This window comes from Achromobacter ruhlandii (genome assembly GCF_002082135.1).
Classification (GTDB): Bacteria; Pseudomonadota; Gammaproteobacteria; order Burkholderiales; family Burkholderiaceae_B; genus Achromobacter; species Achromobacter ruhlandii.
Genome location: NZ_CP017433.1, coordinates 560,604 through 573,883, shown reverse-complemented (window position 1 = coordinate 573,883; position 13,280 = coordinate 560,604). Strand labels below are relative to the sequence as shown.

11 protein-coding genes and 1 tRNA gene are annotated in these 13,280 nt (G+C 64.9%); 4 read left to right on the top strand and 8 right to left on the bottom strand.

Going from position 1 to position 13,280, the window contains the following annotated elements:
* Positions 1-137 precede the first annotated feature (137 nt).
* Both AruCF_RS02550 and AruCF_RS02545 read left to right on the top strand, forming a co-directional pair.
* The gene (locus AruCF_RS02550) at positions 138-1,130 is read left to right on the top strand and encodes a Bug family tripartite tricarboxylate transporter substrate binding protein (RefSeq protein ID WP_049071194.1); all 993 of its coding nucleotides are present in this window, start codon (positions 138-140) and stop codon (positions 1,128-1,130) included.
* Positions 1,131-1,153: 23 nt separating this feature from the next.
* Complete coding sequence (locus AruCF_RS02545) at positions 1,154-2,428, top strand: hypothetical protein (RefSeq protein ID WP_049071193.1); 1,275 nt, start codon at positions 1,154-1,156, stop codon at positions 2,426-2,428.
* Positions 2,429-2,450: 22 nt separating this feature from the next.
* Here the strand turns inward: AruCF_RS02545 and AruCF_RS02540 are convergent, their stop codons facing one another.
* Positions 2,451-2,993, bottom strand: a complete 543-nt coding sequence (locus AruCF_RS02540) for a DsbA family oxidoreductase (RefSeq protein ID WP_049071192.1) — start codon at positions 2,991-2,993, stop codon at positions 2,451-2,453.
* 151 nt (positions 2,994-3,144) lie between these two features.
* Positions 3,145-4,110: a GlxA family transcriptional regulator gene (locus tag AruCF_RS02535; RefSeq protein ID WP_049071190.1), complete on the bottom strand. Its 966-nt coding sequence runs from the start codon at positions 4,108-4,110 to the stop codon at positions 3,145-3,147.
* A 131-nt stretch (positions 4,111-4,241) separates the two neighbouring features.
* Between AruCF_RS02535 and AruCF_RS02530 the strand changes: the two genes are divergently transcribed.
* Positions 4,242-4,958 (top strand): GNAT family N-acetyltransferase, encoded by a 717-nt coding sequence (locus AruCF_RS02530; protein ID WP_049071189.1) that lies wholly within the window; start codon positions 4,242-4,244, stop codon positions 4,956-4,958.
* Between the two features lie 64 nt (positions 4,959-5,022).
* Here the strand turns inward: AruCF_RS02530 and AruCF_RS02525 are convergent, their stop codons facing one another.
* Positions 5,023-5,799, bottom strand: a complete 777-nt coding sequence (locus AruCF_RS02525; protein WP_235432733.1) for a putative nucleotide-diphospho-sugar transferase — start codon at positions 5,797-5,799, stop codon at positions 5,023-5,025.
* Positions 5,800-6,191: 392 nt separating this feature from the next.
* The gene (locus AruCF_RS02520) at positions 6,192-6,572 is read right to left on the bottom strand and encodes a tautomerase family protein (RefSeq protein ID WP_049071188.1); all 381 of its coding nucleotides are present in this window, start codon (positions 6,570-6,572) and stop codon (positions 6,192-6,194) included.
* 83 nt (positions 6,573-6,655) lie between these two features.
* On the opposite strand from AruCF_RS02520, the gene AruCF_RS02515 reads away from it, so the two are divergent.
* Complete coding sequence (locus AruCF_RS02515) at positions 6,656-7,513, top strand: LysR substrate-binding domain-containing protein (protein ID WP_049071187.1); 858 nt, start codon at positions 6,656-6,658, stop codon at positions 7,511-7,513.
* Between the two features lie 162 nt (positions 7,514-7,675).
* On the opposite strand, the gene AruCF_RS02510 is transcribed toward AruCF_RS02515, so the two are convergent.
* From AruCF_RS02510 to AruCF_RS02495, 4 genes are all read right to left on the bottom strand, one after another.
* Positions 7,676-7,766: transfer RNA gene (locus tag AruCF_RS02510), tRNA-Ser, on the bottom strand.
* 182 nt (positions 7,767-7,948) lie between these two features.
* Complete coding sequence (locus AruCF_RS02505; RefSeq protein WP_049071186.1) at positions 7,949-9,499, bottom strand: SpoVR family protein; 1,551 nt, start codon at positions 9,497-9,499, stop codon at positions 7,949-7,951.
* Positions 9,496-10,755 (bottom strand): YeaH/YhbH family protein, encoded by a 1,260-nt coding sequence (locus AruCF_RS02500; protein ID WP_049071185.1) that lies wholly within the window; start codon positions 10,753-10,755, stop codon positions 9,496-9,498. The genes AruCF_RS02505 and AruCF_RS02500 overlap by 4 nt, the downstream gene beginning before the upstream one ends.
* Positions 10,756-10,767: 12 nt before the next feature.
* Complete coding sequence (locus AruCF_RS02495; RefSeq protein ID WP_369816849.1) at positions 10,768-12,684, bottom strand: PrkA family serine protein kinase; 1,917 nt, start codon at positions 12,682-12,684, stop codon at positions 10,768-10,770.
* Positions 12,685-13,280 lie beyond the last annotated feature (596 nt).

Sequence of the window (13,280 nt, the reverse complement as noted above, 5' to 3'; positions counted from 1 at the left end):
CAGGGTATAGCAAACTTGCATAGACTATGCCGAAAAAAGAATTTTTTCAAATACTTATCGACTCCTACACTCGTGGCTCCTCAGGTGCTCTTGCTCCCGCACCCCAACGAAAAACCAACCGCTGTAGGGGAAATACCATGCGTTCAAGCCGTCCCTGGCGCCGCCGCGTCCTGCAAGCCTTCTGCCTGACCCTGGCGAGCGCGGCCCTGCCGTTCGCCGCCCAGGCCCAGTCCAATTATCCGGACCGCCCGTTACGAATCATCGTGCCGTTCACCGCCGGCGGCAGCTCCGACATCCAGGGCCGGCTGCTGGCCAAGTACCTGGGCAAGCTCTACAACCAGCCGGTCGTGGTCGAGAACCGGCCCGGCGCCGGCGGCCACATCGGCGGCAAATTCGTCGCCGAATCCGACCCCGACGGCTACACCCTGCTGCTCGGCTCCATCGGCCTGCATGCCACCTACGGCGTCTACAAGCACCTGAACTACCGCCCCGCCGACGCCCTCAAGGTCATCACCATCGTCGCCGAGATGCCGCACGTGGTCGTGGCCAGTCCGACGCTCCAGGCCAACACCCTGGCCGAACTCACCGCCCAGGCCAAGGCCAGCCCCGACAGCCTGCATTTCGGCTCGGCCGGCGTCGGCTCCTCGGTGCATATGGTAGGCGAACTCTACAAAATGGCCGCGCAGGCCCCGATCGCGCACATTCCCTATCGCGGCAGCTCGGCCGCCATCAACGACCTGATCGGCGGCCAGATCCAGCTGCTGTTCGAAAACGTGCCCACCACCATCGGCTACATCCAGACCGGCAAGCTCAAGGCGCTGGCCATCACCGGCGCCACGCGCTCGGCCGCGCTGCCCGACGTGCCCACCGCCGCCGAGGCCGGCCTGCCCGGCCTGACCGTGACCTCCTGGACCACCCTGGCCGCCGGCAAGGACGTGCCCGACGCGCTGATCGACAAGCTCAGCGCCGACCTGCGCCGCGTCTACGCCGATCCGGAATTCCGCGCCGGGCTCGAGCACCTGGGCATGGCGCCGGTGGGCAACAGCCCGGCCGAGGCGCGCGCCTTCGTCGAGCGCGAGCGCGCCCGCTGGAACAAGGTCATCGAAACCGAACACATCAGCGCCGGCTGAACGCCCTTCCCCTTCCTTCATTGATGAATCGCATGACCACTCCCGCCATCGCCTGCCGGCGCCTGGGTGGCCCGCCGGGCCACCACTTCTTCGGCTACTACAACAAGACCGTCTGGCACCAGAGCGGCCGCTATCTGCTTGCCAATCGGACCGCCTTCAAGGATGCGGTGCTCACGCCCGGCCTGCATGCCGAGGTCGGCTACTTCGACCTGCATGAAGGCGGCCGCTACCACGCCGTCGGCGCCACCACGGCATGGAACTGGCAGATGGGCTGCCAGCTGCAATGGCTGGACGGCAAGGCCGAACCGCAGCTGATCTACAACTGCCGCCGCGATGACGGCAGCGGCTTCTATCCCGGCTTTCGCTCGGCCGTGCACAACCTCGCCAGCGGCGAAACCCGCTACCTGCCATTGCCCATCTATGTCGCCTCGCCCAACAGCCGCTACGCGCTGTGCGTGGATTACCGCAGGCTCTACATCACGCACCAGACCATCGGCTACAGCGAGCACGCGCCCGGCCCCGTGGCCAACGCCCCGGCCGACGACGGCATCCATGCGCTCGACCTGGACAGCGGCGACCACCGCCTGCTGGTCAGCTACGCCGACCTGCGCAATTTCCATCCGCGCGCGTCGATGGAACGCGCCATCCACTGGGTCAGCCACATCGAGGTCAACCCCTCGTCCACGCGCATCCTGTTCCTGCACCGCTGGACCGAGCGGGTCGAGGACGAGACCTGCTTCCTGCACCGCCTCATCACCATGAACCCGGACGGCAGCGACATGCGCCTGCTGGAATGTTCCGACCACCCCCTGCCGCAACTGGCCGCCGACTTCGACCCGGCCGCGGTCGGCACCTTCGACTACGAGAAGTCGGAATACCAGATCTCGCATCCGCTGTGGCGCGACGACCGTTCGATCATCGTCTGGGGCCCGCACGCCGGCAGCATCCACTACCACTTATACGAAGACGCCGACGGCGGCCCGGTGCAGGTGGTGGGCGACGGCATCCTCACCGAAAACGGCCACATGACCTTCTCGCCCGTGGACACTCGCTGGCTGCTGAGCGACACCTACCCCGATCCCGTCACTCACGAACGCGTCCTGTTCCTGTACGACATGGAAACCGGGCAGCGCCATGACCTCGGCAGCTTCTACGCCGACCCCAAGCTGTCCAAGGAAAACCGCTGCGACCTGCATCCCCGCTGGAGCCGTGATGGCACCCAGGTCTGCATCGACTCGGTGCACGAAGGCGAGCGGCAGATGTACGTGCTGGACGTCGAGCCGATCGTGCGGACTTGAACCCGGCGGCGGCGCCGGCCCCTCAACCTTCGCGCGCCACCTGGCGCAGCGCCTGCTCGAACACGTCCGCCGGCTGTCCGCCGGACACCAGGTACTTGCCGTTCAGGATCACCGACGGCACCGACGTGATGCCGCGATCGCGCCACTCGGCCTCTTCCTTGCGCACCTCTTCGGTGTAGCGGCCCGAGGCCAGCACCGCGCGCGCCTCGGCCGCGTCCAGGCCGGCGAGGCCCGCCCAGTACAGCAGGCGATGGGCATCGAAGGTATTGAACGAGCGGTTGTCATCGGCCATGCGCATGCGCATGCCGACGGCCGCCGCGCGTTCGCTGATGACCTTGCGATTGGCCTGCACCTGTTCGCGGCTGTAGCCGTACTTCGCCATGAGCCGTTCGATGGTGTTCTGCCCGCCCTTGGGCATGTCGGGGTTGAGTTCGAACGGCCGGAAATGCAATTCGACCTCGGCCTCATCCCGCACACGCTCAATGGCGGCCAGCAGGCCTCCCAGGCCGACCGCGCACCACGGGCAGGCAACATCGGACACGAAATCGATAGTGATCTTGGACATGGCAATCTCCGGGAACAGTCCTCAAGCGTAGACCAAACCGGCGCGCGTCGATCAAGAAACCCTGGATGCGCCAGGGCCAGGGCGCCGCTATGTTCGCGCCGTATCCTCATGCCCCGCCGCGCGTCCCGCGCGCAGCCCATGCCGGGCCGCCTCAGGCCCCGGCGTCGCGCCGCAATTCCCGCACCCCGCGCCCGAGCTTCCTGCGCAACAGGCTGCGCAGCGTCGAGGTGTCGGCATAGCCGACCTGCGCCGCAACGGTGTCCAGGTCGCAACCATTGGCCACCAGCTGCCGCGCGCGCTGCACCCGCAGGTCCTGCACAAACGCCAGCGGCGACTTGCCCAGGACCAGCTCGGTGCGCCGCTGCAGCGTTCTGGCATGCACGCGCAGCGCCGCGGCCGCCTCCTGCAAGGCAAAGCCCCTGGAAAGATTCTCGCGCGCCCAGCGCTCGAAGCGCGCCACCAGCGGATCGGCATGCGCCAGGAAGTCGGGGATGATGTATTGCGCCTGCGACGAACGGTTGTCGATCAACAGGAATCGCGCCACCACCTCCGCCAGCCCGGGGCTGGCCTGCCGCATCAACCACAGCGCCAGATCCAGGTGCCCCATGGCCGCGCCCGCTGTCACCAAGCCGTCACCGGCAACAATCATGCGCGTGTCATCCAGGCGCACCGTCGGGTAGCGCTCGCGGAAAAGCGGCGCCAGCGACCAGGTGGTGGTGGCCTCGCGTCCATCCAGAAGACCGCTGTCGGCCACCACGAAAGTGCCAATGCACGCCGCCGCCACCCCGATGCCCTGCCCGCGCCAAGCGCGCAACTGCGCCTTGGCGCGCACCACGTCGGGCCGCGCCAGCGCGGCCAGCAGCTTGGGCGGCGTCTTGGCGTTCAGCGCTGGCACCACGACCCAATCCGGCCGCGCTACCTCGCCGGCCGGCCGCACCGCCATGGACAGTCCCAGCGCGGTGCGGATGCGCCGGCCCACGCCTGCCACGGTCACCTCGAACGGCGCCGGCGCATCCGACTGCATGGATGCCAGTTCGTTGGCGGTGTCGAAGGTGTCCAGCAGCGCCGTCAGGCCGGTGTCGAACACCCCATCCAGCGCGAGCAGGCAGATGCGCATGTCGTAAATAACCCGAATATTGTCATTTACGACTATAGATCGGCGCCTCTCGCGCTGTCTAGAATTCTCTCGGATTCAACGGCCCCGGCATCCGTCCGGTCACCCGGAGTCCCACAAACGAGACCCCCATCATGGAACACCCCGATCAGACCCAGCTCGACAATCCGGCCTGGTTCGCCCTGGCCGGCCGCCAGGCGCACCTGCGCCAAGGCGATGGCCTGGCCGCGCGTTACATGCCCGACGTCGCGCCCTTCGCCGCCGTGCGCAACACCACGCGCGACGCCTTCGACGCGCTGCGGCGACTCATTGCCCCGGACACGCCCGCCATGCTGCAGGCCTTGTATCTGCCGCCCCCGCTCGACGGCCTGCGTTCGGAGCCGCTGTTCTCCTTCTTCCAGATGATCGACCACGGCCCCGCCCCCGCCGCCGCCGACGAGCAGGATTTACTGACGCTGGGCGCGGGCGACGTCGCCGACATGATGGCGCTGGCCGCCGCCACGCGGCCGGGCCCGTTCGGTCCGCGCACCATCGAGACCGGCCAATACGTCGGCATGCGGCGCCGGGGCCGCCTGGTCGCCATGGCCGGTGAACGCATGCGGCTGGACGGCTACGTGGAGATCAGCGCGGTGTGCGTGGACGCCAGCTGCCGCGGCCAGGGCCTTGCCGGCCGCCTGATGGATCGACTACGGCGCGATATCCGTCTGCGCGGCGACACACCGTTCCTGCATGTCCGCGACAACAACGCGGCGGCCATCGCGCTCTACCAGCGCCTGGGCTTCCGTACGCGGCAGACTTTTCAGCTCCACCGCATTACAACGCTGGACACGCACGAATCCGCCTGTCTTTGAAGTCGCCCGACCGTCGATCGAACGGCCGCCTGGCGGCGCCGACATGCCGGGGCGGCAGCGCCCGCTATCGCGCCGCGTCCCGATCGAACAGGATCCGCTCGATCGCGCGCACCCTATCCCGGCGGCGCCTGACCGCGCGCACCGGCCTGCCGAAAAAGCGCTTGCGCTGCGTGGCTTCCCGGCTGGCCTGCAGGTGCTCGATGAACACCTCGGCGCACGGCGCGTTGTCAGTCTTGTCGAAGATCCAGCAGTAGGCGACGGGCAGACGCGCCTGCCGATAGCGCGGCGCGGCCGATGCGGCATCGCTGGCAAGCAGGCGCTCCAGCACCAGCTGATCCCACTCCTCTGGATTCTCCGCGCAGGCCTGGGCCCAGGCCTGCAACAGCTCGGCGGCGGCCGGCGTATGGTTGATGAACAGCGTGCCGCTCAGCAAATGGCCTTCGGGCTCATGGTAGGCGGCGATGTCACAGTCCAGCGCCGCCAGCGTCGGCCACGGATCGCGGTGGAACACTGCGTCCACGTCGACATACAACAACGGCCCCGTGTGTTTCCTGCGCATGGCGACCAGCACCGACGGCTTCATGGACGCGTTGCGCACCCAGGACCCGGTGGATTCGATCGGTTCGGCATCGACGGCAAGCCCCAGCCGTTGCGCCGAGCGCAGCAGGCGGTTCTTTTCCGTCTCGTAAATACTGTCGCGGGTGAAGAATGCCACCACCATGCCCGTCGCGCTGCCTCCCCGCCCGGCCGGCGCCGCCTTGTCGGGCCCCGGAAAGCTCGGAACCACCCGCGTCTGCTCCGCGGACCAGCCGAACCACTTGCGTCGAAACCAATCGAACATGATGCGCCACGCTTTTCGAGATCAGGTAAAGCGGGCGTACCGGCAACGTCATGGCGACAGCGCGGCGGCAGGCTCGCACAACGCTCCTCCCGCCGTCATGCGACGCACAGAGGGCGAGCGAGACGGGCACGGGGTCGAAGCGCAGGCGGAGTTTATGGATCGACACGATAAGCGTCGATGCTATTGCAATCAGTCGAAATCCAAATCGTCACGCTGAAACATTCTTCGCGCGGCTTCTCTCTGAAGCGCCTTTCCAGGCCCAACAGAACTTTCAACCGGCTTTCTCGAATACCGCTCGCGCCGCGGGTCGCGGCAAGCGCGACCCGTCCAAGGCCAACCTGCTCGCGGCGGCCGGCCTGGCCGCCTACACGAGAATCCTGTCGTCGGCCGGATCAGGCGTACTGCGCAAGGCCGCCTCCCAGCGACCAGTTTTCCTTCAAGACCTCGACGAGATTCACGAACACGTCCTCCGACCGCAGGCCGGGATTTTCACCGAGCAGCTGCGCAATCCGCCGGAACAGCGCCTTCTTCTGTTCCAGCGTGCGCGTATTGTTCGCGGTGATCTGGATGAACACAAGATCGTCGCTGCGAGCGATATCAAAATAGGTCGCGCCGTAGCGGAAGTTGGCCGCCTCGTGCTCGGTCATGACCATGAACTGGTCATCTTCGGGCACGTCGAACGTTTCATGCAGCGCGCGGTAAACGCCGTCGAAGATGGCCTGCCGGTAAGCCTCCGTCTTTCCGGAACGCAACGAGATTTGAGCGAATGGCATGGGAAATTCCTCCTTTGTGGTCCCGTGGCCTATTATCTATTCTGATAACTTATTCATTTTTATTTCAACGATAAAGTTTTGAAATGACAAAGCGTGCCCTTGACCTGGAAGCCGTCAGAGCCTTCATCCGCATCGCCGAGCTGGGCAGCTTCACCCGCGCCGCCGAAGCGTCACGGACCACGCAGGCCGCGGTCAGCTTGAAGCTGAAACGGCTGGAAGAAAGGCTGGGCTTCAGACTGGTCGAGCGAACGCCGCGCTACGTGGAGCTTTCGGCCCAGGGCGCGACCTTTCTTGACCATGCGCGCAAGCTGATCGAAGCCCATGACCGGGCGATCTCGGTCGTTGGAGGAACGCGGCAGCGCCTTGCCATCGGCATCAGCGACCACGTCGCGGGTCCGGAGCTGCCCGCGCTGATCGCGCGCATGAATGCCCAGGATCCTCACCTGCTGATCGAGATCCGGATCGGATCGTCGGCGGAACTGCTTCAACGTTTCGACCGCCGCGAACTCGATACAGTGATCGTGCGCTTCCAGGCGGGGCGCGGCGATGGGGAAATCCTGGCCGAAGAAAAATTCGGTTGGTTCGCGATGCCGGGTTGGCAGCATCGCGCGGGCGAGCCGCTGCCGCTGGCCACGATGGCGGAACCCTGCGGCGTGCGCGCCCTGGCCGGACAACTGCTCGACGAGGCCGGCATGCCCTGGACCGAGGTTTTCGTCGGCGGCGGCGTGATGACGGTCGCCGCCGCCGTCATGGCCGGGCTGGGGGTCGCCGCGCTCGCCCCGCGCATGGTGCCGTTCGGCGCGGTCGACGTCGGCCCCAGGCTGGGGCTGCCGGACCTGCCGCGGCTGCCCATCCTTCTGCACACCCGGGTCCGCGACAGCCGCGCGCGGGATGCGCTGGTCGCGCTCTCGGCGGCCTTTCGCGGCGTGGCGCGAAGCTAGGATCAGCAAGCGATGCCACGCCCCCCCCTCCGGGCCCCCGACAAAGGAGAACGCCGCCGCCGACGATCCTCCGGACAACAAAAAACCCGCAGAACCAATGTTCATGCGGGTTTCGGGGCAAAGCGCCAACGGGCTGCGCCGGGGCGACTCTTGCTAGATTCTTGGCGGACAGAGGGGGATTCGAACCCCCGATACGCTTTTGACGTATACACGCTTTCCAGGCGTGCGCCTTCAACCACTCGGCCACCTGTCCTGATCCGGTACGCATTGCTGAAAATGCGAATCCGCGATTCTAGCAGATCGGCAAGAAAGCTGCAGCGGCGTAGCGGCCCCAGAAAAAGGGGACGCGATTGCGTCCCCTTTTTGCCACGGGCGCCCGTGCGCACCCGGTGGCGACTGTCCCGGACGCAGTTGCCCGGGGCAGCCCTTGGCCGCTCAAGCGTTGGGCGGATCCTGCTCGCGGTACGAACTGACGGTGCCGTCGGGTTCGGTCTCCTCCAGCCGCACCCGGAAGCCCCACAGCCGCGCCAGATGCTTCATCACCTGCTCCGCGTCCTCGGCCGCGAGCGGCCGGCCGCGGCTCTTCAGGTGCCGCAGCACCAGCGAACGGTCGGTGTCGCGGTTGAAGCGGACCACCTGGATGTCCGGCACCAGATTGTCGCGGTTGTGCTGCGCGGCCAGCAGGCGGCGGATGTCGCGGTAACCCTCGTCGTCGTGGATCGCGGCGACCTCCAGCTTGGGATTGGCCTGGTGGTCCGAGATCGCGAAGAAGCGGAACTCGCGGATCAGGCGCGGCGACAGGTACTGCGAGATGAAGGACTCGTCCTTGAAGTTGCGCATGGCGAAGTCCAGCGTCTTCAGCCAATCGCCTCCCGCGATGTCCGGGAACCAGCGGCGATCCTCGTCGGTGGGCTTTTCGCAGATGCGGCGGATATCCGACATCATCGCGAAGCCCAGCGCGTACGGGTTGATGCCGCCGTAGCCGCGTTCGTCGAAGCCGCGCTGGCTGACCACGTTGGTGTGGCTCTGCAGGAACTCCATCATGAAGCCGTCGTTGACCAGTCCCTTCTCGTGCAGCCGGTTCAGGATGGTGTAGTGCCAGAACGTGGCCCAGCCTTCGTTCATCACCTTGGTCTGGGTCTGCGGATAGAAGTACTGGGCCACCTTGCGCACAATGCGCACCAGTTCCTTCTGCCACGGCGCCAGCTTGGGCGAATACTTCTCGATGAAGTACAGCAGGTTCTCTTCCGGCTCGGGCGGGAACACCGACGCGGCGACCCGCTCGTCCTTGTCGGCCTCCAGCCGCGGCAGCGTGCGCCACAGGTCGTTGTATTGCAACCGCGCGTGCTCCTGGCGCTCGGCCTGGCGCGCGGCCTCTTCCTTGTACGAGATCGGCGTCGGCCGCTTGTAGCGGTCCACGCCATGGTGCGACAGCGCGTGGCAGGAATCCAGCAGCGCCTCCACCGCGTCGATGCCGTAGCGGTCCTCGCAGTCCATCACGTACTTGCGGGCGAACACCAGGTAGTCCAGCACGCCGTCGGCGTCGGTCCACTGGCGGAACAGGTAGTTGCCCTTGAAGAACGAGTTATGGCCGTAGCAGGCGTGCGCGATCACCAGCGCCTGCATCGTCATGGAGTTCTCTTCCATGAGATATGCGATGCAAGGGTTGGAGTTGATCACGATCTCGTAGGCCAGGCCCTGCATGCCGCGCCGGTAGTACTGCTCGTTGCGGATGAACTCCTTGCCGTACGACCAGTGCGGATAGCCGATGGGCAGGCCCGCCGACGCGTACGCGTCCAGCATCTGCTCCGAGGTGATGACCTCGATCTGGTTCGGATAGGTGTCCAGCCCGTACTCGCGCGCGACCTGCGAGATCGCGTCGTCATAGGACTGGATCAGTTCGAACGTCCATTCGGAACCTTGCGACAACGGCCGGGGGCTGTCGGCCGATTCCGGCTCCACCAGTGCGCCCAGGATGGCATTCATACGGTTTCCTTCTTGAACAGGTCATGGAACACGGGATAGATTTCCCCGCGATCGCAAATCCGCCGCATCACGAAATGCGGCGCCAGCTTCTGTTCATATTCCGCCCACAGGCTGCTCTTGCGCGCCTCCTGCGAGTCGGGCACCTCGATATAGGCGAAGTAGCGCGTGGCCGGCAGCAGGTGCTCGGCCAAAAAGCGCGCGCTCTTGCCCGCGTCGGCGCCGAACGAGTCGCCGTCGCTGGCCTGCGCCGCATACACGTTCCAGGCCGTGGGCGGATAGCGCTTCTCGACGATCTCGCGCATCAGCTCCAGCGCCGACAGCACGATGGTGCCGCCGCTCTTGGGATCGTAGAAGAAGGTCTGCTCGTCCACTTCCTCGGCATTGTCGGTATGGCGGATGAAGACCAGGTCGACGTGCTCGTACTTGCGCGACAGGAACAGGTATAGCAGCGTGAAGAAACGCTTGGCCAGGTCCTTCTTGCCCTCGTCCATCGAGCCGGACACGTCCATCAGGCAGAACATGACCGCGCGCGCCATCGGGATCGCGACCGACACGCGGTTGCGGTAGCGCAGGTCCAGATCGTCCAGGAACGGCACGCGCGCCAGGCGCTCGCGGCAGTCCTCGACATCCTGCTCCAGGGCCTTGATCTGGTCGGCGGGCGCGCCCGCCGCCTTGGCCTTGGCCAGGCGTTCTTCCGCGTCTTCCAGGTCGGCGCGCGCCTTCACGCTCAGCGCCACCCGCCGCGCCAGCGACGACTTCAGCGTGCGGCTGATGCTGAGCATGCTGGGCGAGCCGGTAGTGGTATAGCCGGCGCGTTGCCATTTCTTCTGGCTGACCTCGCCCAGCTGGGTGCGCGCCAGGTGAGGCAGTTCCAGGTCTTCGAAGAACAGGTTGAGGAATTCGGCCCGCGACAGGCTGAAGGTGAACTGATCGACCGCCTCGCCCTCGCCGGGCTCGGAGCCGCCCTGGCCTTCTCCCCCCTGAGGCCGGTCGAACGTGTCGCCCTTGGCGAACTCGCGATTGCCCGGATGCACCATTTCCCGGTCGCCGCCCGCGCCGTGCCGGAAGGTCGGCTCGGAAATATCGCGGGCGGGCAGGTTGATCTCGCCGCCCTGATCCATGTCCTGGATCGAGCGGTCGCGGATCATCCCGTGGACCGCCTTGCGGATCTGGTCCTTGTAACGCCGCAGAAAGCGCTCCCGGTTAACGGCGCTCTTGTTGCGCCCGTTAAGACGGCGATCGATCAGTGAATTCATGATTCACCTCGCTCAGGAAGACTTCCTCACACGGAGATACCACTCGCACAGCAGCCTGACCTGCTTTTCCGTGTAGCCTTTCTCCACCATCCGATCCACGAAGCTCTGGTGCTTGGACTTGTCCTCGGCCGACGCCTTGGCGTTGAACGAGATCACCGGCAGCAGGTCCTCCGTATTCGAGAACATCTTCTTCTCGATCACTTCGCGCAGCTTTTCATAGCTGGTCCAGGTCGGGTTGCGGCCGTTGTTGTTGGCGCGCGCCCGCAGCACGAAGTTCACGATCTCATTGCGGAAGTCCTTCGGATTGGCGATGCCGGCCGGCTTCTCGATCTTCTCCAGTTCGTCGTTCAGGGCGCTGCGGTCGAAGCTCTCGCCGGTTTCCGGGTCGCGGAATTCCTCGTCCTGGATCCAGCAGTCGGCGAACGTGACGTAGCGGTCGAAAATGTTCTGGCCATACTCCGAATACGATTCCAGATACGCGGTCTGGATCTCCTTGCCGATAAACTCGGCGTAGCGCGGCGCCAGGAAGCCCTTGATGAACTCCAGGTAGCGCCGGCGGATTTCCTCCGGATAGTCCTCGCGCCCGATGCGCTGCTCGAGCACGTACATCAGGTGCACCGGATTGGCCGCCACCTCGGTCTGGTCGTAGTTGAAGACGCTGGACAGGATCTTGTACGCGAAGCGTGTCGAGACCCCGTTCATGCCCTCGTCGGTGCCGGCGTAGTCCTTGTACTCCTGCAACGCCTTGGCCTTCGGATCGACGTCCTTCAGGCTTTCGCCGTCATAGACGCGCAGCTTCGAGTAGATGCTGGAATTCTCCGGCTCCTTCAGCCGGGTCAGCACCGAGAACTGCGCCATCATGTCCAGCGTTCCCGGCGCGCACGGCGCCGTCGACAGCGAGCTGTGATGCAGCAGCTTCTCGTAGATGCGGACTTCTTCCGAGACCTGCAGGCAGTAAGGCACCTTGACGATATAGATACGGTCGAGGAACGCCTCGTTGTGCTTGTTGTTGCGGAAGGTCTGCCATTCCGACTCGTTCGAGTGCGCCAGGATGCAACCGTTGAACGGGATCGCCGAGAAACCCTCGGTGCCCTTGAAGTTGCCTTCCTGGGTCGCCGTCAAGAGCGGATGCAGCATCTTGATCGGCGCCTTGAACATTTCAACGAACTCGAGCAGGCCCTGGTTGGCCAGGCACAGGCCGCCGGAATAGCTGTAGGCGTCCGGGTCGTCCTGCGAATGGCGATCGAGCTTGCGGATGTCGACCTTGCCGACCAGCGACGAGATGTCCTGATTGTTCTCGTCGCCCGGTTCGGTCTTGGCGATCGCTACCTGGCGCAGCACCGACGGGTTCAGGCGCACCACGCGGAATTGCGAGATGTCGCCGTCGAACTCCTTCAGCCGCTTGACCGCCCACGGCGACATGATGCCTGTGAGGTAGCGGCGCGGAATGCCGTATTCCTTTTCGAGCGTGTCGCCGAAGCGTTCCGGGTGGAACAGGCCAAGCGGCGACTCGTTCACCGGCGAGCCCTTGAGCGCGTAGATGGGGAAGCTCTCCATCAGCACCTTGAGGCGTTCGGCGATGGACGACTTGCCGCCGCCGACCGGCCCCAGCAGATAGAGGATTTGCTTGCGCTCTTCCAGTCCCTGCGCGGCGTGCTTGAAGAACGCCACGATCTGCCCGATGACGTCCTCCATGCCGTAGAACTCCTGGAACGCTGGATAGCGCCGGATGGTCCGGTTGGAAAACAAACGGGAAAGACGTGGGTCGTTGCGCGTATCCACGATTTCAGGTTCGCCAATCGCCGCCAGCATGCGCTCAGCGGGGCTGGCGTACGCCATCGGGTCGCGTCGGGCGAGATCCAGATACTCCTCGAGAGAGAGCTCTGACTCCTGTTCTCTTGCATACTGCGACTTGAAGCCTTCGACGATGTTTTGCACGGAAACCTCCTACAACACGCGAAAAAGCCATGACGTCCCTACGTGTCCCCATTGTGTGCCTCAGTGCTTCAGCGTGACTAGTCAATCTCGCTATTAGCAATTTCGGCACGGTCGTATGTTGCTTTCGCCACACATCAACCATGAGCACGATCGGGCCCTTTCCGTTTAGGCTGCGCCCTTCGGACACAAGTTCCGTCAGGGATTGCAACCAACGTGAATAAGTTCACTCGTTCGCCTTCAGCATATTGCTGTAGAACGCGCACGGGATGCGTCCATGCATGAAATGGTCAGCAATGATTTGAAGGGATGAGCGATATCCCGGTGGATTCTTATGATCCGGACGCAAGTCCGGTGCGTTCGCTATGCGATGGCAGCGAACGGTCTGAACGGCGCGACAGCGACTGCGTTCAGCAAGTATCGATCCGGTGTGTGAAAGCGCCGGTACGCGATACTGGAATCCGTGGTGACGAGGGCGCGTGGCGGGTCGTGGTGCAAGCCATGCGCGCGTAGCGCCAAGTCATGGCCTAGCTTAAGCCCAATTGACGGTTTTGTGGCAATTCATTTGGGGCTACAGGGTAAAAAAACAC

What these genes read in the sequence shown, in the direction of transcription:
- AruCF_RS02550 (WP_049071194.1), top strand. Translation starts at nt 138, where the DNA reads ATGCGTTCAAGCCGTCCCTGGCGCCGCCGCGTCCTGCAAGCCTTCTGC.
- AruCF_RS02500 (WP_049071185.1), bottom strand. Translation starts at nt 10,755, where the DNA reads ATGAATTCACTGATCGATCGCCGTCTTAACGGGCGCAACAAGAGCGCC.
- AruCF_RS02520 (WP_049071188.1), bottom strand. Translation starts at nt 6,572, where the DNA reads ATGCCATTCGCTCAAATCTCGTTGCGTTCCGGAAAGACGGAGGCTTAC.
- AruCF_RS02540 (WP_049071192.1), bottom strand. Translation starts at nt 2,993, where the DNA reads ATGTCCAAGATCACTATCGATTTCGTGTCCGATGTTGCCTGCCCGTGG.
- AruCF_RS02545 (WP_049071193.1), top strand. Translation starts at nt 1,154, where the DNA reads ATGAATCGCATGACCACTCCCGCCATCGCCTGCCGGCGCCTGGGTGGC.
- AruCF_RS02515 (WP_049071187.1), top strand. Translation starts at nt 6,656, where the DNA reads ATGACAAAGCGTGCCCTTGACCTGGAAGCCGTCAGAGCCTTCATCCGC.
- AruCF_RS02505 (WP_049071186.1), bottom strand. Translation starts at nt 9,499, where the DNA reads ATGAATGCCATCCTGGGCGCACTGGTGGAGCCGGAATCGGCCGACAGC.
- AruCF_RS02525 (WP_235432733.1), bottom strand. Translation starts at nt 5,799, where the DNA reads ATGTTCGATTGGTTTCGACGCAAGTGGTTCGGCTGGTCCGCGGAGCAG.
- AruCF_RS02535 (WP_049071190.1), bottom strand. Translation starts at nt 4,110, where the DNA reads ATGCGCATCTGCCTGCTCGCGCTGGATGGGGTGTTCGACACCGGCCTG.
- AruCF_RS02530 (WP_049071189.1), top strand. Translation starts at nt 4,242, where the DNA reads ATGGAACACCCCGATCAGACCCAGCTCGACAATCCGGCCTGGTTCGCC.